Raw genomic sequence first — 20657 nt, 5'->3', positions numbered from 1 at the left:
CATTCGCTCCGATCATTTGTAAAGTAACAAGGAGGGCGTCTTATCCAGGATGATTACATCATCGGGAAAATCATTCGCATTTACAGGAATGGAAACAATATAAAGTGTATTAAAGTTCTCTAACTTTTCTAAATCGATATCAGCCTCGATAATAGCTATATTCCCTTTTGTCAGCTTAGTCTCAAAGGAAACAGCGTTTTTGGTGCTTAGTGCACTGTGGTTGATATAAATCGTACTACGGTAGCGTATTCCCGGATGGCCAAACAGCTTGAAGCTTAAGTGAAGGGTGCCGCTTTTCTTAATCTGTAGATTATCCTGACGTAAAGAACCATCAACGTATAAATCGCTATACACCTTTTTATCCAACGTCGCCATTATCTACTTTTTCCATGACACTATGCTTATCCAATAGTTCCTGAGTTATAGGCTCTGTAGAGATCCGAACATTGCTTAATATTTCTTGGTGTGGAATAGAGGAAACATTTAACGCTTCAGCGTTCTTGTTAAAAATCAATGATCTACCCGACTCTAGTGTCGTCTGATAACCTCCAAAGGAGGTCGTTGCTTTCATATCTGGAATAAATCCCGGATTATATACACTGGCAATGCTTACGTGAAGGTTATCTCCTTTCTTTCCGGTTACTGGGGTAAAGATGAAGCTAAGCGGTGTATCTTGGTCATCACCCTCAAGTTCAAATATGTGCATATACTCGTAAGGTGCTTCGCTACTGTTGAATTTATAGGGCTGAGGCTTTCCATCAACAAATACAAGAAAACCAACATTTTTAGCTTTTCCAGAAGCTTTTACTGAATAATCTACTTTCAATTCACTTCCGTTATATTGCAAGGGGAGTATGATTCCCTTCTCATCTAGTTGGGGATTTGTAAATCCATGGCTTATATTTCCTAAAACCATCGTATTCGGCGTATTTTCCTCAAATGGATTTTTAATTATTTCGTTTGATGTTGTATTCTCCATGTTATCCGAACCCTTATTAGAGCACCCGACTGCAAGAATCATCATTATCGCTAATAATAAGGCTAGTTTGCTTCTCCACATTGTATTCAAAATCGTATCCCCTTTCTGATCCATGCTTCCGCATTACCTATATGAAATTCCGGGACTAGCAAACATGATCGGTTCCTTATTATCACTCTGTTTAGGTTCATCAGAATTAGATACATTACTTTCATGAGTCTGCGTTTGCAAGAGAGATCCTTCCTCTTCCGGTTCTACATTATAAACAAGAGAATCCGGCCAGTTGTTTGCTTCGGTTAAAGAGTGGGTTTGAGTTAGAGATCCTTGTAACGCAGCTCCTAGAATGAACATAAACAACACTATGATTGTCAAAAGAGCAAAACCCTTTTGTTTGCGACGGCTATCCATGATTGAGTGAATTCTTTTCTTCATACTCAATCTACGATCCGAGAAACTGGTAATGAATACGCTCTGAGCATTCGATTGTTTCTTCATAATGTTAATCAGAGTCTCCACATATTGCTGCCGCACTTGTATAGTTGCTTGCTTAATAACTTCCTCATCACAAGAAATTTCGCATTGAAGATTGATCTCCCGGGCCATTCGATAAACCAATGGATTAAACCAATGGATCGCCGTGGCTGCAAATACAAGCATTTTGAGTACTAAATCTCCGCGTTTGAAGTGAATTAGTTCATGCTTCAATATGAATAACAGCTCTTGATCCGATATATTGACTGAAGGGAGTAAGATGACCGGACGAACAAAGCCTATGAGCATTGGACAAGGAATCCCTGGGCATATTCTTAATTGTACATGACGGGATATACGCATGCTTTCCTGAACATTTTTTAACAGTTCCAGCCCTTCTAGGTTTGAATATTCCACACTCCAACGCTCCACCATCCGAAGTAACAGTCTATGCTGATTGATATGGTAGATTGTAAATACAGTAATACCGCTAATCCATAAAGCAAATACAGCTTCATACCAAGCCACTGATGTGGATGTTCCTATACTTGAATAAATCATTAAGTTCGTTGCTCGATCAATATACTCTAGTCCAGGTAAAATGGTAAGCGTTGGAAGATTCAAATTTGGTAGCTGAAAACGCAATGGAATAATAAGTCCAAGAATCATAGTAATCCAAGTATAGTAGCGCGCTTTAGCCGTAAATTTCTTCTGTAAAAAAGTTGAAGCGGACATCAAGAGAATTCCTAAGACGGTCATGGAAAGTGAACATTCAAAGAGAAGGATCATAAAGTGCTGCATCACCTATTCCCTCCGTTCCTTGGTCCATTTGAGCATTTCATCCAGTTCTTTCTCACTTGGTTGCTTACCGTTATAAAGCGTATTGATAAAGCTTAAGAAAGAGTTTTCGTGGTATCGCTTCATAAAATGCTCTGTCTCCAGAGCAAGATACTCCTCTTTTCCGATCAACGGAAAATAAGTGCGTTCTTTCCCTTGTTTCTCAGTACGCAAAAAACCACGCTCAACTAATCGGAGCATCAGTGAAATTACAGTAGGAGCTTTCCATCTACGCTCGCCCACATGTTGTTCCAATACCATAGCCGTTGTAATTGGCGGATCATTCGCCCAAACGACTCGCATAATCTCAAATTCAGCGTCAGGAAGTTTCTTCCATGCATTCATGAATGAACCTCTTTTCAATAATTGTATTTTTTTAACATTTTACAATTGTCGAAATTGTCTGTCAACCTTATTTTTTACATATGTCTAAAATTAACCTGCCTATGTATCCTGTTTAATAAAAAAAGAAGATGTCTAATGCTGTGCAAATAAAGCCAAGCATGCGCTCGATTTGCACAGCGTAGACATTCTACTTTGTTGCTATTATTTCATTTACAGTTGAGTATAAGTATACACAGCAGATGCTCCATAAGTGCTACCACCCTGTACACCGTGTGTACCATATATAACATAAGCACTTGATGGTAATGACACGGTAGAAGCTGAGTAAGAAGTTGCCCCTCTTGAGCTGTTAACTTGTTGTTTAGTAATCAGAGTTGTTCCATTTTTATCTTGAGCAGAACCTGCAATTGTAAGATAAGCATTATCATTATTTTTAGTTACTGAGGTAGTATAATAACCGTATGAACCCGAACTAGATAATGAACCACTCAATGTTCCATACCCAGTGGTTGATATCGAACTAGAGTTTGCAAACGCAGTGACTGCAAATGCCATGCAAGCTACAGAAGCCGCTAAACCAGCAATACTTTTTTTACCGAATTTCATAGTAAATCCTCCTCAAATTGAATTGATTTTAAAAATTTTTAGAATAGCCTCAGTATTAAATGAAAAATACTCACCTCCAGTAGATTGAATTGGCTAGTGCGCCTGTGAGATCTATTAAAAAGGCTATCTAATACTTAGACGACCAAAAATACTAATAAATGACTATTTTATATAAATGATGTAATTAATATAACAAATCATAGTAAATTAACAGAATGAAAACACAAAAAAGACTATCCCCTAGGCTAGTCTTTTTTGTGTTTGATGGCTACATTGATCTATTATAGTTAAAGCTCTGGATGCATTTATCCAATGCCCCTTTTGTATATAAAAAACTTCACAGCGTCCGAATAGAGTATAGATACATGGCACCGGGCACTCCTTTAAAAGTCAGAATACCATTACTAATCATGATCCAAATCCTATACTCGATAAATTGATCTCCGACGATTTGATGTAAATTTTCAAACACTTCGAACATCACTTTGCCAACGTTAACGAACCCATCTTCAGTATGCTCCATTTCCAGTTTAGTTACTGCTTTCAGGATGACTCCATCCAGTTCATTTTCTTTCAGTCCTTTAATCGCTCCATCCTGCCATATCCGCAACATATCATTTTGACTCGATATTTCTAACCATTCCGATTCATAAAGGCGCCTACGGCTAGGATCGAGGACCTTAACCTCATTACAGGTGCTTACGATCTCTTGATATGTTTCTTGTGGAATAACTCCCTGCGAATAGTACAGAACATCTTGATGTATGGAAAGAGAATTTCGCCTGTAGATTTCAGATATATTTACAACCTTCACCGACTGCTCACGCTTTCTTAATAAATACAAAGCAAAACGTAAGCCCATCTGATCATGGGCGTTATCACTACACCAGATCGTTATGGAATTGCGTTCTGGAATTCGTGCAATAGTCTCGATCATATGACCTATTTGATGTTCTCGATTAAATAAATTATAGAAGGCATAATGAGCGAAGCGTTCCTCCATCCATTGTTGTCTTCGTTTTTGACCTTCCAGTAACTCTATATTTAGAATGGGACCGATTGAGAACAATTCGTTAAAAGCTAGAACTTCACTCTCTAGACTTTTGCCAATGTTACTGAGTGTTACCTTTAAGGACCCTGCATCAGACAGGCCAAATACAAGATGAGTGGTACGTTGAAGTTCTTCCGCTTCTCTCTGACGTGTATACACTTCGTCTATACGATCTTTCCATAACTTTATAATCCCATCTGCTAGTTTGTTTTCCAATCCTTCTTCCTTGTCCGCGGACTGAGCAGTCATAACTAAAATTTCATTCAGTAAAGTTCGAATCTCCCATTCTTGAAACTTCCCCAGATCTCCTTGAAAATATTTCAATATATCCACCTACTTATATAAAATGTAGATCATATTAGTACAGAGGCATTTTATTTAATGTAATCACCGAGCATACAAAAAAAGCACATTCTGTTATCAACAGAATGTGCTTAAATACGTTAATGAGACGCCGTGTATTCTTCCATTTCTGAAGTTGGATCGAACTTCTCTCTGCTCATTGCAAATGCTGCAACAAGAGCAATGACTGCTGGGATAATCGCCCATGCAAACGTATGAACTAGAGATGAAGACAAAGCCTCTGTGATTTTATCTAAAATTTGAGTTGGAATATTCTCACGCGTACCCGGAGTCAATATTTTACTCGGATCGCTTAGGTCAACGCCTTCCGGCGCTGCACCCCCACCAGAGAACATGGAAGAGAGTTTATTCGTAAACACATGACTTTGAACAATACCAAATACAGTGATACCTAGTGTCATACCTAATTCCCGTGTGAAGCTGAGTGTTGAACTTGCAGATCCCCGTTGTTTTGCCGAAAATCCATGGATTGCTGCATTACTTAGTACGGAGAACGATGATCCGATTCCAAGACCGACCAGTACCATATAGATGGTTACTAAGTAGCGTGGCGTTTCCGTTGTTAATGTAGTCAGCAGGCCGATACCCACAACGAGCAGCACAAGCGTCGATATCATGATCGTACGGTAATTAAATTTAGACAATACGATACCGCCACCCGCAGCTGTAACTACAGATCCGACCATCATTGGGAGTAAAACTAAACCTGAACTCGTCGCTGAGCCGCCAAATACACCTTGGATATAGATTGGAATGTAGACTGATGCTGTAATAAAAGCCGCACCACTAAATATGGCCATGATATTACTGGTTGAATACAAACGGTTCTTGAACATACCGAAGGTAATGATAGGTTCATCAACACGACGTTCGATGATAATAAAACTTATCAATAGCACGGCAAAAGCTCCAAACAAACTAAGGATCATTCCAGAATTCCAAGCATATTCTTTACCTCCGAGCTCAAGCCCGAACATTAGGCATAGAATGGATGCTACAAGTGTAAAAGCACCAAGATAATCGATTTTCTCCTTAGAATGCTCGACAGACTCTTTGTAGAAAAACGCAATCATGAAGAATGCGATCACACCTACAGGTAAGTTGATGTAGAAAATCCAAGACCAATGAATATAATCCGTAATATAGGCACCTAGAAGAGGCCCGAAAATACTTGAAATACCATAAGCCGCTCCGAACAATCCACCAATCTTGCCCCGTTTTTCCGGTGCAACGATATCGAACATGATTGTAAATGCGATAGGTACGAGAGCACCGCCACCAATACCCTGAATAGCACGATAAATACTAAGTTGAATAATAGAATCTGCCGTTCCACAAAGAGCGGAACCAGCCATAAATACAATAAGACCGAAAATAAAGAATCGCTTGCGGCCATACATATCTGATAATTTACCGAAAATCGGCATACCAGCCATCTCTGCAATCATATATGCAGATGTGACCCACATTAATTTGTCAAAGCCACCTAGGTCTCCGACGATTGTTCCTATTGCTGTTGAAACGATCGTGTTATCCATCGATGCCATAAGTGTAGCGAGTAGCAGTGCTACAATGATAACCACTACGTTATTTTTTTTTGCCATCTTCTCTTGTTCCCTCCACATTTTCCTCTAATCTAAGCACATAACATCCCGTTTTATCCGTGTCCCTTCCCTGATTTATTAGATTCCTTCCGCCAAAATGCGTTTTAAAAACATCCCTGTGTATGAGGATTTCACTTTCGCTACCTCCTCTGGTGTTCCTTCAGCTACTAGCTCACCACCAGCGTCTCCACCTTCCGGGCCGATATCAATTACCCAATCACATTCTCGGATCAGCTCAAGACTGTGCTCGACAACCACAACGGTATTTCCTGTATCCACTAGCTTATCCAGTAAAACCTGAAGCTGCTTAATGTCAGATGGATGCAGACCCGTTGTCGGCTCGTCTAAGAGATACAAGGTATGATGCTTGGATGGTTTGCTGAGCTCTTTTGCAAGTCTAATTCGCTGACCTTCACCGCCAGATAAGGTTTTGACAGACTGACCCCAATGCAGATACCCCAGACCTACCTCACATAGCATCTCAATAATACCCGCCATTTTGGCTTCGTCCTTAAGAATCGGCAAACTTTCTTGCACCGACATATTCAGTACATCTGAGATCGACAGACCCTTATACTGAACCTGCAGGACTTCATTAGTAAATCTTCTCCCTTTACAATCAGGGCATTTGACTTCTAAATCGGGAAGGAAGTTCATGTCTACGGACAGTACGCCAAGCCCTTGACATGTCTCACAACGTCCACCAGGCGTGTTAAATGAAAAATGCTTCGCTGTCAGTTTTCTTTCCTTGGCCTCCGGCAATCCAGCAAATAATTTACGAAGATGTGAGAATACATCGGTATATGTCGCCACATTGGATCTTTGTATTCTGCCCATGGGTGATTGATCAAAAATCACAATATGTCCAATTTGATCGAAGCCTGTAATTTCACTGTATCCTTCCGCCTTATGTTCCTTGGAACCACCTTGTGCAAGAATATCAAATACGAGCGTGGATTTACCTGAGCCCGAGACGCCCGTAACAGCTACTAAGCATTCAAGAGGAATAGAAACTGACGAAATATCGATATTACGGGATTTCGCGTTGTTAATGGTAATGTATTGTCCATTCCCTTTCCTGCGGCTAGGAGCAGATGTTTGCATTCGTTCATTTCTTAAATAAGCACCCGTTACTGAAAGCTCACTAGACATCAAATTCTCTAGGCTACCTTCTCCCACAACAGTCCCACCTTGTAATCCAGCACCAGGCCCAATATCGATAACATGATCAGCAGCACGCATCATATCAATATCATGCTCAATGACCAGCACGGTATTGCCCAGATCTCGAAGTTCCTGGAGCACCCGAATAAGACCAGCCGTATCACGCGGATGAAGTCCCGTCGTCGGTTCATCCAGTATATAGAGCACACCCGTCAGACCTGAGCCAAGTAATGATGCAAGACGGAGTCGCTGGGCTTCCCCACCCGATAAGGATACCGTCTGCCGGTTCAATGAGAGATATCCAAGACCGACATCCAGAATACGTTTCAAACGTGTGGGCATGTCATGCAGGATCGGCTCAAGTAGATGTAGGCCTTCCTTAGGCAACGCCTTTTGTAGTCCATTAGTCCATTCAAATACGTCACTAAGCGACCAATCAGATACCTCTGCTATGGATGCTCCAGCAACATGAACGAGACGAACTTCTTTCTTGAGGCGTGTACCCAGACAATCTGGACAAAGCTTTTCTTGAAAGAAACCTTCCTTCTCTTGAGCTCCAGTATCTCCTTCCTTCTCTTTATAACGACGCCATAATCCAGGGATTACACCTTCGAATTTTGTTCCTTGGATAGGCTTCTTGTCTGGAAAATGGCGCTTAAACGCATCGCTTTCAACACCGTGATATAGCAAATCTCGCTGAATCTCACCGTAATCTTTTAACAGCTGTGCTGGATCGAAATCGAACCCGAAATGCTTTCCAGCAGCTACTAAAATGCGTGTCTGAATGTCACGATGAACCCCATGAAGAGAAGCAACTCCACCATCTTGTAAACTGAGTTCCTGATTAAATACCGCCTCTTCATTTATACTTGCCACATGACCAAGACCGCTGCATGTCACGCAGGCTCCCTCTGGCTTATTAAAGGAAAAGTGTGACATACCTAGTTTCTCAAGTTCAGTGCCACAATGTGGACAACTCATTGTCTGAGAACCCCAGTCCTCATCTTCAACAGCTAAGGAACCTATCGGTTCAAATGAAGGGGGAATCGTAGCACTACAACTGGGGCAAATTCGCTCACCAAGTCTGGAAAAGATAAACCTTACAAACGTGTATATGTCTGTTACTGTTCCGACCGTCGAGCGAGGGTTGCGATTTGTAACATGCTGTCCAACGCTAATGGATGGTGATAACCCTACAATTGAATCTACTTTCGGTTTGCTAATCGAATCAGATGTCATTCCCATGGAATCCAGATACTGTCTTTGGCATTCTCTCTGTAGCGTATCCATGGCGAGCGTCGACTTGCCTGATCCAGAAGGTCCTGTTAAGACTACAAGCTTATATTTAGGAATGGTAAGCGAAATATTCTTGAGATTGTTTTCCCTGGCACCTTGAATATAAATATTTTCGTTCATTTAAACGTCTCCTTATGATTGCAAAATCCAAGTGAATTCGATAAAATGAAGCTTACTTAATCAAACGCCCATCAAGTATCTTGAAAATTAATTATCTTGATAATCAAGATATATGATATTGTTATAATAAAAGGAGGTTTGTAATTTGTCAAGCCAACAACCAGATTCTACAACCGAACTAGAGGAACAATTGGTCTTACTCATGCGTGGACTTGGAACCAGATCGGTACTCTATCAACAAAATGTGGGTTCCTCTCTTGGCTTACACAATAATGACTTTATGTCAGTAGATATCTTACGTGAAAAAGGTTCGCTCACTGCTGGAGAAATGGCCAAAATAACAGGTCTTACCACGGGGAGTATAACTGCATTAATTGATCGACTTGAAAAAGTCGGTTATGTTCGTAGGGAAAACGATCCTCATGACCGTCGTAAAGTCATTATTGTTCCAGAATATGAAAACAAAGAAGAAGTCAGCGATACGTACCAACCGTTGTATGAGTCAATGATTAAATTGGCTTCCTCTTATACTAAGGAAGAGCTTACATTGATTACACAATTCTTAAGTAAAGCAAGTGCAGTCATCGAAGAACAAACTCGTCATCTATCGGATTCACGCAGTAAAACTTCTTCCTAATCGGATGCAAAACATGAAAAGGACGATATCCCAAGGGTCTCATAACTCTGGGATATCGTCCTTTTATTATTACATTCAATGATTAATTCTTATTCTTCGATAACAACTCTTGCGTCTGAGTTTCCATAATTGGAATCCAGTACCTTTTGACTCCTATGGTAAGCGGTTGTGGATAATTAAGTGCTTCCTTACCAAAATTATAAGCTGTCTCATCCACTTGAGTATCTTCTTTACTTGATGTAGTCGTACCTCCATGACTCACATTTACTGAAGGTAACCTTTTATGCTCTTCTCCTGCGGCATCCGTATAACTATCGTCCAGCCACATCCCAATGCTATCGGCCACTTGAGCATTCTCAAGACGATGTTGGAATATCATTTCACCTTCTCCTACCTTTTCATCGGGCTGAATGATTGTAAAATTGTCATCCGGCGCTTCAACAATTTGTTTCTTGTTGATATCAACAACAACTTTCAACTGGTCTTTCTTTACAGCGCCAATTCCGAACACCTTCAATGAGGCTGAATCCAGCTGATCAAACTTATTAGTCTTGAAAACAAGTGTTGTTTTGGAAGGGTCGAGCGTTGGCATGTATTCAGGGTAATATAATTTTTCTATATGATCCCCTTTTTCTCCAATCAGGACAGGATTTATCATTTTAAAAATCTGTTTATCATTATTTTTGTCATATTCTAAATCTACATAGGTGTTAAGCGGAGTAAAGCTCACTTGTTTCACCTTAATATTTTGCCCGTCTACCTTCATCGTACCTTCCGTATTGAATACTCGCTCCTTGTCTTTTAGCAGATTGGGTTCGAGATCAAACTTAACATTCAGAACCTTCTGATACTTTGAGGTTGCATTATTCCAGAGTTTAATACTAAACTGTGCGTCTTTCTTATAATCAGCGGAAGATAAAAGATCCGTTTTAAAGACAAAGTAGGATGTCTGTCCTGAGGAAACAACATTATTGCCCATAGCAATACATATCTCAGCTCCAATAGACGGTGTTTCGGTTTCGCCGAAAATGATAGCATCCACAATTGGAATGACGTCTGAATCCGTATGATTTTGAAAGCTGTACATGACATAGGCTCTTCGACCATCGGTAACGGCACCTGCCACGTCCATTCGGTAACCATTTTTTTCTACACCTTGTTTTATGGGCTTCATGAGTCCTTGTTCTAATGCAGCGGCAAAGCCCTGATCACGTTGTGCAATCGAACGAAATGATTCGAAGTCGGAAACACTATTGGCGCTCGCTGTTTGCACCGCATCTTCCTTAAGTGCCTTAAATGGTGAGCCACTTATTGAGAATATAATAAAAATTGCCGCTGCAGCGACTATTAGTGCGCTAACTCCAAAAGTATACGTCCGTTTCATCTCATGCTTCCTCCCTCGTGCTATGCCAACACGCATCGCATTAGAAATTTTCAATTCTCTAATTTCTTCGCTACTCTTTTTACTTCGCTCACGTCTTGGCTCAACATCCGTTCTGCTTTTTCCAACATTTTTAAACTCTCCTCCCTTATCTCTACAGATATTTCCGGAGCTGTTTTAGCCCTTCTCTTAGCCAGGTTTTGATCGTACCTTCAGGCTTTTGTAGAACTTTAGCAATTTCAACGGTCGTCATGTCCTGGTAATATTTCAGCATCACGACATGTCGATATTTCGGTTTCATTCGTTCCATTGCCCGCTCCAAATCCATTCGGTCACTGCTCTTCATTTCTTGTACAGCATCCTCATGTAGCTTGTCCGCAGGAAACTCGCGCTTTCTGCGCCGAAGCTCGTCCATGCAGCAGTTGATCGTAATTCGAATAATCCAAGGTGTAAAGGACTGCTCGTCCTTAAGTTTTTTACGCTTTATCCAAGCTCTGCATGATGCTTCCTGTATCATTTCTAACGCGTCAGCTTCGTTACGCAAGTAGCTGAAAGCGATTGAGTATAATTTGCGATGGTCTTCAGATAGTCGCTTAAAGAATGTCTCTTCATTCATCAAGTCCCGATTCGCAATATATACCTTGTTCATTATGTTTTCCACCATCACCGCTCCCCCTCTTCCTGTATGTTATCGATTCTCGGAAGAAGTCATCTAAGATATGTTGTTAATTATAAGACGCTGCTGAACAGAAAAACGATTGAATTTTATTTTAGATTTCAAATAAATCGAATTTCAAGCAAAAAAAATACCTCACCCGGCTGTTAGCGGTGTGAAGTATTTTTACATGATTTATTTGTAGCTACATATTAGAACAGCTCTATTTCACCTGCCACAAGGCAGGAACATTTGATGGTTCCCAGCCAACTAGGGAGGTGTGAGGCTGCCGACAAGAATATGTTTTGCCGCCATAAGTGACTAAGTCATTTACTTTGTAACTGACGTTAGGTGCCCAAGCTTGAGCGCCGCTTTGTGCATCCGTTGTTACGCTTACATTCGTTCCTGGAGAAACATTACCTGCTGCGTCCTTTGCGGTCACTGTGAATTGGTAACTTGTATTTGCTGTCAAGCCGCTGATTGTAGTGGTCGTTCCAGTCACATTAATTGTGCTCGATCCATAAGTAACCGTATAGCCTGTAACACCGATATTATCGGTGGATGCTGTCCAGCTCAAGGAAACACTTGTTGCGGTCTTCGCACTCACTTGCAAATTGGTTGGTGCCGTAGGAGCTGTTTGATCTCCTCCAGTACTGGCTGCATCGGTTTTCACCGTGAGTGCTGTACTTGCTGCAGACAGATTACCCTTAGCATCCTTCGCTTTAACCGTAAAAACATAAGAAGTATCCGGCGTGAGACCCGTGATCGCTGCAGTTGTACCTGCTACATTTAGCGATTGTGAGCCATATGAAACCGTATAACCGGTTACCGCAACATTATCTGTCGAGGCCGTCCAGCTTAAGTTAACACTAGTTGCGGATTTGGAAGTAGCCGTAACATTCGTAGGAGTGCTTGGAGGCTGTGTATCAGTCACCGGAGGACTTAATGCATCGAGATAGGCGCGGTGGCTGTTCGAGAATTCAAAGTTATTAAACTTATCCCAGTTGATAGACCATGTCATTACACCGCGGAAATCTGGGTAGCCTGTTAGACTGCCACGCGTTTTATAGCTGGATAATTGCACTCCTTTAATCAAAGCGTCAAGTGCTTTTTGCACTTCGGATACGGATGTGAATCCCCCGCCTGCATTCGCATTGGCTGGTAAGCCAAGAATCACTTGATCTGGTCGCAGGGCTGGAAAGAGACTATTAGGATTTTTGGCAACGGGGAATCCTGTCAGTACCATATCTGCCATAGCAACATGGAAATCGGCGGTTCCCATATTATGATATTGATCATCAAGTCCTGTAATCGGACCGGAATTATAGTTCTGTACTTGAAGCCAATCAAGAATATCACGTGTAGCGTAGATCACGGGCAAATACGCACCCGCACGGCTGTCACAGCTTATGCAGCTGCCTCCATAGAAGCTATAGCCGAGCTGCACGAAAAAAGTTTCTGGTGCCATCGTCAGGTAAAAATTATTCGTACCAAAGTGATTGTTGATCGTACGGAGAGCCGAAATTAGATTTACGACAACGGGCGTCGTTGGATTTTTAAAGTCACTATCACCTGAATTCAAGAATAGCGAATGGCCCTCAAAGTCAACATCTAAACCATCAAAGCCATATTTCTCAATGATAGCGGTTACAGAATTCACGAAATTATCTCGGGCTGCCGTGCTCACTAGTTGAACTTGACCATTTGCACCACCAATAGAGATAATGACTTTCTTCCCTTGACTTTGTAGATAAGCAACGTCCGCTTTAAAGTCAGCATCTGTGTAATTGAATGGGGTAAATCCAATCGTTCCATTAGAAACACCTGATGTAGGTTCTGCGAAAGATACATTGATTACATCGAACTTTGGTGAGACATCGCGTAGCTTAATAAAGCCTGAGCCGTTCTCGAAGTTATGCCAGTAGCCTACGATCGTTTTACTAGCTACTGCCGCATTAGCTTTGGGTGTATTAGGTGCTAAGAATTGAAATAAAGACAGAACCATAACAGCGATCAGGGTGATCATCCATGACTTACGAAACATAATACGATTGACTATCATTTGCTATTTTCCTCCTTAATAATGAACAAATAATTCAAATCCATAATAGTTTTGTTGAGTACATAGCTGCCAGTTCGCTTTCACCACCTCTTCCTACCCTCTCCGAGTCTAGATTGGACTACTTACCGATAAGTCATGGTACGTAAATCAAAGACTTACTCCTATAATATAAAAGAAATGCGGCTGGACATAAAGGATAATATGTAATAAAAAGGTAAAAATTCCTGCTGTCGTTGGTATGATTTGAAATCTGACCGTTAAATTGGAATACAAAACAAGCTAACTCCGGCGATTTACCGAGGTTAGCTTGTAGTTTTTTACATATGAGATATTTTACTACCTTGCTTTATGGAGACTCAATCCAAGCTTTGTTGAACCTAGCTAAAGAAATCTTAGTACTAGCTGGTTTCTCATAGAGTACATAAATCATTTTATCTGGAGCAACACCGATATCTGAATATCCATTGGTACCGGAATAGATTTCTTTCGATGAAAACCAAGTGGCACCGTTATCGCTGCTCATTCGAATAGTCATATGAGTTCGTGAAGATGTGCTGGCTGCATTCGTGAACAGAATTGTCGAAGCATCATATCTTTGAATACTCGCTTCATTAACAGGATCGATTAGTACCTGATCCGAATGAGGCGTACTCCAAACGCCAGTGACACCACTTGAAGTGGACACCGCACGATAAGTGCTTCCCGGATTCCGCATGTTTGTCATTAAGCTTCCATCTGATAATTGGACCATCATATTCTCATGAATTTTATTAAAACCTGCCGGATTCGGTACCTTGGAACCTGCGTTCCATGTTGCCCCGCCGTCACTACTATAAATAGTAGCTACAGTGCTGTTCGTCCAGTTAGCAGTTGTCATATAGATAGGAACAACCAGTGTTCCATTCTTCAGTTGAATGCCGTGACCTGGACCCATACCTGCTCCAGACAAATTTGCGAAGTAATATGGATTCGATGGATTCGTGTATGCACTTAAAACAGAAGTGATGTCTCTTGTCTCACCCCAAGTTAATCCATTATCGTTACTTGTGCGGATAAAATATTGACAATTTCCCCATTTCCACCGGCTCCATAATAAATGAACATTACTTCCAGTATTCTCTGCAAGAAGCATGGGGTTCATATCGGCATAACCTTGAGATTTACCAGGCGATAGAACAACCGATTCTGAGAATTTAGCTCCTCCGTCGGTACTTCTCTTCAGTAAAATATCGGTAGGCGTTTGATCGCCACCCTGTCTGCCTTCAGCCGCAACGAGAACGGTACCGTTAGCTGTAACGACGATACTTGGAATTCGATATTGACCATATCCTTTGCCGTCACTTGTATCGAAGAGCGTAGCTTCATCATAAATGCCGCCGATTCCTTTGATTTGTTCTTCTGATAATGCAACATTATAGACTTGAATATTGTTCAAATCCCCGGCGTAATACCACTGACCTCCGCCGTTATCAACATTCTTGCCTATCCACATCCCATTTAGATTCGTAACATTGTTGAAAAAAGCGGTTGAAGTCGCTTTACCTTTTTCAAAGCCATCCACGAATATTTTGGAACCTGTATTATTTACAGTAAGAACGGCTGTATGCCATTTGCCGTCATTATAAGTTCCTGTAGCACTCAGCTTTGTAGCGTAAACATTATTTTCACGATTCTCAAAATAAACGGTGCCATTATTCATTGTAAATGAAATATTACTCGATGGGTCATTCATATCTGAAGCACTTATAAACGTTTTCGCTTGTGCCGTGCTAGAGGATTTAAACTGAACGACAATAGATCCTTGAGCTAAATTCGCTACATTACTAAGATCGGATGTTTTATCAATAAAATCGCTGCTGCCATTAAAGGTTTGATTTACATTATAAGATAGAACCATACCATTTCCATCAGGTGATGCTGCATATGCAGATTGTTGCATTCCTACAATGCTGGTCATAATTAGACTGATACAGAGAAACAAACGAATGCTGAAACGGGATTTTATCATATCGATCTCCTTCTTATTTGTAGTGGATTAAATAACTACGAACCCCCTTTTGATATTTTAATGTTAGCGCTTTCATAAAAAGTATAAGATGAATGAGCGCATTTATATATACCTCTTTTTTTACTTTTAGGGTGATAGATTTACCTTTTTAGATTTCTTTAATGTTAATTGAGGCTATTCATTTAAAAGAAATGCCTTGAAACTTATAGCAAATGGTGCAACCATGGTGCCGGCTTCACTGCTCAAGCAAATGGGCTATATCGTGAATTGGAATTCTAAGTTATCTGAGCTTAATATTAGTAGTCCATAGTAACATATCTTACGCAAAGATAGAGACATGAACATAAATGCTAATTTCTTAATGTTCTTGTCTCTATCTTTTTACACATATCCTTTACTACTCATCTTCAAGCCCTTCAAGGATACCATCAATATATAATTGATCGAATGCATCAACAATATGTGGATCAAAGTGAATTCCACGTTGTTTTCTAATTTCAATAATCGTTTCCTGTGGTGTCCATGCTCTTTTGTACGGTCGTTCATGTGTTAATGCATCATAGAAATCAGCAAGAGCGACAATTCGAGCCTCCAGAGGAATATCTTCTCCTTTTAGACCTGCGGGATAACCAGTTCCATCCCATTTCTCATGATGAGACTGAGCAATAATACCCGCTAGTTTTAATAGTGAAAAAGAGCTGCCTTCCAAAATGTTTACACCAATCGACGTATGTGTCTTCATTCGTTCAAACTCGTGCTGCTCGAACCTACCCGGTTTTAGCAAAATCTCATCTGGAATTCCTATCTTTCCGATGTCATGCAGAGGAGCAGCCATGCGGAGAATGTCCGCATTTTCTTCTGAAAGACCGATACCTCTAGCAATTAAACTACTTAATTTACCCACTCGCATGGTGTGACTTCCCGTCATATCATCTCGATACTCGGCTGCACGTCCAAGTAATTGCAAGATTTCAAGCTTAGCGATTTGAAGTTCTTCAGTACGCTCCATAACCCTTTCTTCCAAGGTGCTTTTGTGCTGTTGGAGCTGATTGTGAAGCTGCTTCGTCTTTAGTAGATTTGTAATTCGAAGTATAATTTCCGTTCGATCATATGGTTTTGTTAAGAAATCATTCACGCCGGCTTGAAGACCCTTTTTCCTCATTTCCGGAGTAGCATCAGCGGTAAGCATCAATACAGGTAAATAGCTTTCCGACGAGATATGATCCTGAATCTGTTTCAACACCTGAAGCCCATCCATACCTGGCATGTGCATATCAAGTAGCACAATATCCGGATCAACCTCTAATAACCGATATTTAATCTGGTATGGATCCGTGATCTTATGTATATTTGTAAATCCAGCGCGCTGTAAAATACGCTCCAGAAGCATAACATTATACTCCTGATCATCCACAATTAGCACTCTTGCTAATGAGATATCTTCCATCATTGTTCCTCATCTCCGTATTTATAAACATAACAATCTCATTTTTCTAAAGCCAAACGCATCTTTTCTAATAGACGATCTAAAATAACAGGCTTCGTATCAAAATCGTCGCAACCCGCTTCGTATGCCTTCTCTTCATCACTCATCATGCATGAGCGGTCAATGCGATGACTGGTATGTGTCTTGTGAATTGCGAGGCTTTTAATAAACGAGTCGCCTCCCATCCATCTAGAACGGGTAAGCTCATATCCATCAAGATCAGATCTGGAAGCTCCTGTGCAGCAAGTTCAATTCCCTGCCTGCCGTCTTCAGCAGTGATGATCTTATATCCTTTACGTATCAATCGCCTAGAAAGCATATCGCGATTCATCTCATTATCTTCGATCAGAAGAACGGTATTCATATGAGTATGGACTCCTTTTCTCTATCGCCGTTTTGTGTTTCATTCACGTTGCTTTACTTAAAAATCGCTGGATTTCAGCCAGTAAGGAATTATTATCATATGTTCCTTTTTGAATGATATTCTTCACGTTACAACTCAATTTCTGACGTTCTTCGGATGTAATCGTCTTTGCTGTTACCACAACAATAGGGATCCCACTCCAAGCTCCCTGCTTGCTAAGCTCGTCAATGAACTGAAATCCATCCATATCTGGCATCATCAAGTCAAGTAAGATAAGTGAAGGGATTCCTAGTGCTATATTTTCCAAAGCTAATCGTCCGTTCTGCGCCTGAGATACCGTGTAACCCTCTTTTTGTAAAAGCTTTGTCATTAGCTCTCTTGTTGTAACATCATCTTCGATAACCAGGACCTTGTGATCACTACGTTTAGCGATAAACTGCTCCATCACCTTGATCAGACGATCTCGTTCAATCGGTTTAGTTAAGTATTCGGAAGCACCCATCGTATAGCCTAGTTGTCTGTCATTTGTCATGGACCATATTACAACGGGGATATCCATGAGTTCAGGATCACTCTTCAGCTCTGTAAGCACATCCCATCCATCCATATTTGGCATGAGAATATCTAGACAGATGACTTTAGGACGCAACTTCTTAGCAGCTCTTAAACCTTCTAGGCCGCTATCCGCAAATGCCAGTGTCCAGCCTGTTTTGGCTAAATAACGTTTCATTAATTCTCGATTCATCATTTCATCGTCAATAAGAAGGATGCTGGTCTGGTTAGTCTCCTCTTCTATCTCCGAGAAAGAACTCATTCCGTTCGATAAAGAACCTGTATGATCTTCTACATCAAATGGAAGCCAGCAAGTAAAGGTCGAACCTACACCATATTCGCTCTCCACTCGGATATCTCCACCCATCATATGAATGAATCGTTGACTAATGACTAGTCCAAGGCCAGTCCCCCCATATTTCCTTGTTGTGGAAGCATCAGCTTGCGCAAAAGGCTGAAACAGCTTGGCTAGCTGATCAGAGGTCATCCCAATCCCAGTATCTTTGACACGGAAACTGTAACCAGTTTTCTGATTTCTATTTTCCTTCTCAATTTCAAATGTAATGGTTCCATGCTCAGTGAACTTGTTAGAATTACTGAGTAAATTAATTAGAATTTGGCGCAACTTGGTCACATCGGCTGTAAGATTACCTTCTTCTCTACATATGGTATGAAGTTTGTTGCCTGACCCAGCTACTAGTGGTTCCATTGTTGTTAATACGTCTTGAATCAAGCTAGATAAACTGTACGTTTCAGGATCAAGTTCCATTTTACCTGACTCAATTTTTGAAATATCAAGAATATCGTTGATTAGAGCGAGCAGATGGTTTCCAGATTTGCTGATCTTGGACAAATCCTCCACGAATACCGGTTCTCCAAGTTCTTCCGCTTCCTCTTGTAACATCTCACTATACCCGATGATTGCATTGAGAGGTGTTCGTAATTCATGACTCATATTGGCTAAAAATTGGCTCTTGATCATACTGGCTTGAATGGCTTCATCATGCGCTTTCGCAAGTTGTTCGGTACGTTCTGCCAGATCCTTCTCCGCTTTGACTCTGTCTGTAATATCCGAACGTATTGAAATAAACTGATGAGGAACACCATCGTCATTTAGAAAAGGAACGATCGTCGTATTCATCCAGTACTCACTGCCATCTTTAGCTCTATTCTTGACTTCACCCCTCCAAACCTTTCCTTGCTTAATCGTCTCCCACATGTATTTAAAAAACGTTTTAGGATGAAAGCCCGAGTTGATAACTCGATGAGTTCTGCCTATCAGTTCTGTTCGATCATATTTGGAAATTTCACAAAATTTTTCATTCACATATGTAATAACACCTTTATCGGTTGTAATTGCAACAATTGAAGATTCATCCAGCGCATTCTCGATGTCACGCAAATTCTCAATCGTTTGGTTTCGTGTGATTTCGTTCTGTTTACGAGCCGTAATATCTGTTCCAATAGATACGTGTTGATAAATTACGCCATGTTCGTTCACAATCGGTATAATAATCAGATCTACCCAATAATGGCTTCCGTCTTTGGCTTGCTTCTTCATTTCACCTTTCCAAACTTTCCCTTGGCTAATTATTTCCCATACATCTTTATTATGTGCCAAGGATTCGAATGGGGTATTTGCTTTCATATGATTCAGTCCCACGATTTCAGTCTTCTCATATTTCGATATTTTGCAGAAATGATCATTGACATCAATGATCATTCCTTGGTCATCCGTGACCGAAACGATGGACGATGCTTCTAAGGCTGTCATTGCATACCTAAAATCGATGAGATTCGTTAGCATTTTGTTCTCCTATTGGCTAATAAATAATAGCTTTTGTTGAGTGTAAGATGTATTGAAGAATCTATGGTTAAATATCAGGTATAATTTACCGTATTACTACTCATAATAACACGGTTTTTGTCATAAATTAATTGAAAGGTTTCAGAACTTATTTTTTTGGTTAATGAAATGCAAAAAACTGACGTCGATTAGATATCGGCATCAGTGCGATGTAAATTACTTAAATTATTAATCATTATGATGATTGTGCTCTTCATGCCATCCCATCGTGTTTAATTGATCTGTTATCGAAGAGACGAAATGCTTTGTTTCATCTGTGCCTAATTCATGGAGTGTTTCATAAATTTCTTGAAGATAATGGTCGTATTTATCGTTAGGATTGTCATGATGATATGGCATACCTGGGTTAGGAGTTCGTAATAGGCAATCATTGTCTAAGTTTTCAAGGGAATCAAATAATCCTTTAATTTTATTGATTTCTTCATCATTTGCAAAGATTTCTAGTTCGTAAGCGGCGTCCCCTTGTTGTAACATGATCGATTTTGCTTGAACGGACACAAAATATTTGTTTTTTTCCATTGTGTTATTCCCCCACTCCCCAATGATAATAGTAACCTAAAATCAATGCACCTATGATCATTACAAAAGGCTAATCCAATAAAATATAATAATGGGGTTAAATCCAAAAGGATGGTTAAGTACATTTTTATCAACATCTCCAGCAGACCACGCTTTATTTGCTTGTTTCTTCATAATTCTAAAAGACATTACAACTGCAGCGACAGCTATAATTGTGAAAACAATACCTAATATCGTTAACAATAAGTCCACCTCATTTTTCGTGATTTCTTATTGGTTTTAGTGTGTCG

18 protein-coding genes are annotated in these 20657 nt (G+C 40.4%); 1 reads left to right on the top strand and 17 read right to left on the bottom strand.

The features are described from left to right. Positions 1 to 12: 12 nt before the first annotated feature. The 8 genes from JCM16418_RS25980 to uvrA form a co-directional block, all read right to left on the bottom strand. Positions 13 to 366, bottom strand: a complete 354-nt coding sequence (locus JCM16418_RS25980; RefSeq protein ID WP_242403864.1) for a hypothetical protein — start codon at positions 364 to 366, stop codon at positions 13 to 15. Next, positions 359 to 1069 carry a hypothetical protein gene (locus JCM16418_RS25975; RefSeq protein WP_242403863.1) on the bottom strand — a complete coding sequence of 237 codons (711 nt, stop codon included), beginning with the start codon at positions 1067 to 1069 and terminating at the stop codon, positions 359 to 361. The genes JCM16418_RS25980 and JCM16418_RS25975 overlap by 8 nt, the downstream gene beginning before the upstream one ends. Positions 1070 to 1102: 33 nt before the next feature. After that, positions 1103 to 2251, bottom strand: coding sequence for a M56 family metallopeptidase (locus JCM16418_RS23855; protein WP_158442439.1), 1149 nt, complete (start codon positions 2249 to 2251; stop codon positions 1103 to 1105). Positions 2252 to 2254: 3 nt separating this feature from the next. After that, on the bottom strand, positions 2255 to 2632 hold the full coding sequence (locus tag JCM16418_RS15560) for a BlaI/MecI/CopY family transcriptional regulator (RefSeq protein ID WP_036650682.1): 378 nt from the start codon (positions 2630 to 2632) through the stop codon (positions 2255 to 2257). Positions 2633 to 2842: 210 nt separating this feature from the next. Next, positions 2843 to 3238: a hypothetical protein gene (locus JCM16418_RS15555; RefSeq protein WP_036650680.1), complete on the bottom strand. Its 396-nt coding sequence runs from the start codon at positions 3236 to 3238 to the stop codon at positions 2843 to 2845. A 337-nt stretch (positions 3239 to 3575) separates the two neighbouring features. Continuing rightward, positions 3576 to 4613, bottom strand: a complete 1038-nt coding sequence (locus JCM16418_RS15550) for a DUF1835 domain-containing protein (protein ID WP_052020369.1) — start codon at positions 4611 to 4613, stop codon at positions 3576 to 3578. Between the two features lie 119 nt (positions 4614 to 4732). Beyond that, positions 4733 to 6256, bottom strand: coding sequence for an MDR family MFS transporter (locus JCM16418_RS15545; RefSeq protein WP_036650678.1), 1524 nt, complete (start codon positions 6254 to 6256; stop codon positions 4733 to 4735). 78 nt (positions 6257 to 6334) lie between these two features. Then, complete coding sequence (gene uvrA / locus JCM16418_RS15540) at positions 6335 to 8836, bottom strand: excinuclease ABC subunit UvrA (RefSeq protein WP_036650676.1); 2502 nt, start codon at positions 8834 to 8836, stop codon at positions 6335 to 6337. A gap of 202 nt (positions 8837 to 9038) precedes the next feature. On the opposite strand from uvrA, the gene JCM16418_RS15535 reads away from it, so the two are divergent. Then, positions 9039 to 9473 (top strand): MarR family winged helix-turn-helix transcriptional regulator, encoded by a 435-nt coding sequence (locus tag JCM16418_RS15535; protein ID WP_162832478.1) that lies wholly within the window; start codon positions 9039 to 9041, stop codon positions 9471 to 9473. 82 nt (positions 9474 to 9555) lie between these two features. Here JCM16418_RS15535 and JCM16418_RS15530 read toward each other — a convergent pair whose 3' ends face one another. From JCM16418_RS15530 to JCM16418_RS15490, 9 genes are all read right to left on the bottom strand, one after another. Continuing rightward, positions 9556 to 10857, bottom strand: coding sequence for a DUF4179 domain-containing protein (locus tag JCM16418_RS15530; RefSeq protein WP_036650673.1), 1302 nt, complete (start codon positions 10855 to 10857; stop codon positions 9556 to 9558). A 151-nt stretch (positions 10858 to 11008) separates the two neighbouring features. Beyond that, positions 11009 to 11518 carry a sigma-70 family RNA polymerase sigma factor gene (locus JCM16418_RS15525; protein ID WP_081765470.1) on the bottom strand — a complete coding sequence of 170 codons (510 nt, stop codon included), beginning with the start codon at positions 11516 to 11518 and terminating at the stop codon, positions 11009 to 11011. A 214-nt stretch (positions 11519 to 11732) separates the two neighbouring features. Then, positions 11733 to 13571: a fibronectin type III domain-containing protein gene (locus JCM16418_RS15520; protein WP_036650671.1), complete on the bottom strand. Its 1839-nt coding sequence runs from the start codon at positions 13569 to 13571 to the stop codon at positions 11733 to 11735. A 346-nt stretch (positions 13572 to 13917) separates the two neighbouring features. After that, a complete protein-coding gene (locus JCM16418_RS15515; RefSeq protein ID WP_036650669.1) occupies positions 13918 to 15579 on the bottom strand; it encodes a sialidase family protein in 1662 nt (553 codons plus the stop codon). Between the two features lie 397 nt (positions 15580 to 15976). Beyond that, the gene (locus JCM16418_RS15510) at positions 15977 to 17029 is read right to left on the bottom strand and encodes an HD-GYP domain-containing protein (protein WP_036650667.1); all 1053 of its coding nucleotides are present in this window, start codon (positions 17027 to 17029) and stop codon (positions 15977 to 15979) included. Between the two features lie 142 nt (positions 17030 to 17171). After that, a complete protein-coding gene (locus JCM16418_RS15505) occupies positions 17172 to 17429 on the bottom strand; it encodes a response regulator (protein ID WP_242403862.1) in 258 nt (85 codons plus the stop codon). 43 nt (positions 17430 to 17472) lie between these two features. Beyond that, positions 17473 to 19788 (bottom strand): PAS domain-containing hybrid sensor histidine kinase/response regulator, encoded by a 2316-nt coding sequence (locus tag JCM16418_RS15500; RefSeq protein WP_052020365.1) that lies wholly within the window; start codon positions 19786 to 19788, stop codon positions 17473 to 17475. 228 nt (positions 19789 to 20016) lie between these two features. Then, positions 20017 to 20367 carry a hypothetical protein gene (locus JCM16418_RS15495; RefSeq protein WP_036650660.1) on the bottom strand — a complete coding sequence of 117 codons (351 nt, stop codon included), beginning with the start codon at positions 20365 to 20367 and terminating at the stop codon, positions 20017 to 20019. A 60-nt stretch (positions 20368 to 20427) separates the two neighbouring features. Continuing rightward, complete coding sequence (locus tag JCM16418_RS15490) at positions 20428 to 20610, bottom strand: hypothetical protein (protein ID WP_036650657.1); 183 nt, start codon at positions 20608 to 20610, stop codon at positions 20428 to 20430. Positions 20611 to 20657: the final 47 nt, after the last annotated feature.

The organism is Paenibacillus pini JCM 16418, assembly GCF_000576305.1.
Lineage (GTDB): Bacteria > Bacillota > Bacilli > Paenibacillales > Paenibacillaceae > Paenibacillus_AQ > Paenibacillus_AQ pini.
The sequence above is the reverse complement of the archived record's forward strand: the minus strand, read 5'-3'. Positions and strand labels throughout refer to the sequence as shown.

Bases quoted from the DNA above. Each gene is read 5' to 3' on its own strand.
- JCM16418_RS15545 (WP_036650678.1), bottom strand. From the start codon at position 6,256: ATGGCAAAAAAAAATAACGTAGTGGTTATCATTGTAGCACTGCTACTC.
- JCM16418_RS15510 (WP_036650667.1), bottom strand. From the start codon at position 17,029: ATGATGGAAGATATCTCATTAGCAAGAGTGCTAATTGTGGATGATCAG.
- uvrA (WP_036650676.1), bottom strand. From the start codon at position 8,836: ATGAACGAAAATATTTATATTCAAGGTGCCAGGGAAAACAATCTCAAG.
- JCM16418_RS15555 (WP_036650680.1), bottom strand. From the start codon at position 3,238: ATGAAATTCGGTAAAAAAAGTATTGCTGGTTTAGCGGCTTCTGTAGCT.
- JCM16418_RS15535 (WP_162832478.1), top strand. From the start codon at position 9,039: ATGCGTGGACTTGGAACCAGATCGGTACTCTATCAACAAAATGTGGGT.
- JCM16418_RS15525 (WP_081765470.1), bottom strand. From the start codon at position 11,518: ATGGTGGAAAACATAATGAACAAGGTATATATTGCGAATCGGGACTTG.
- JCM16418_RS15560 (WP_036650682.1), bottom strand. From the start codon at position 2,632: ATGAATGCATGGAAGAAACTTCCTGACGCTGAATTTGAGATTATGCGA.
- JCM16418_RS15530 (WP_036650673.1), bottom strand. From the start codon at position 10,857: ATGAAACGGACGTATACTTTTGGAGTTAGCGCACTAATAGTCGCTGCA.
- JCM16418_RS15505 (WP_242403862.1), bottom strand. From the start codon at position 17,429: ATGAATACCGTTCTTCTGATCGAAGATAATGAGATGAATCGCGATATG.
- JCM16418_RS23855 (WP_158442439.1), bottom strand. From the start codon at position 2,251: ATGCAGCACTTTATGATCCTTCTCTTTGAATGTTCACTTTCCATGACC.
- JCM16418_RS15515 (WP_036650669.1), bottom strand. From the start codon at position 15,579: ATGATAAAATCCCGTTTCAGCATTCGTTTGTTTCTCTGTATCAGTCTA.
- JCM16418_RS15520 (WP_036650671.1), bottom strand. From the start codon at position 13,571: ATGATAGTCAATCGTATTATGTTTCGTAAGTCATGGATGATCACCCTG.
- JCM16418_RS15495 (WP_036650660.1), bottom strand. From the start codon at position 20,367: ATGGAAAAAAACAAATATTTTGTGTCCGTTCAAGCAAAATCGATCATG.
- JCM16418_RS15500 (WP_052020365.1), bottom strand. From the start codon at position 19,788: ATGCTAACGAATCTCATCGATTTTAGGTATGCAATGACAGCCTTAGAA.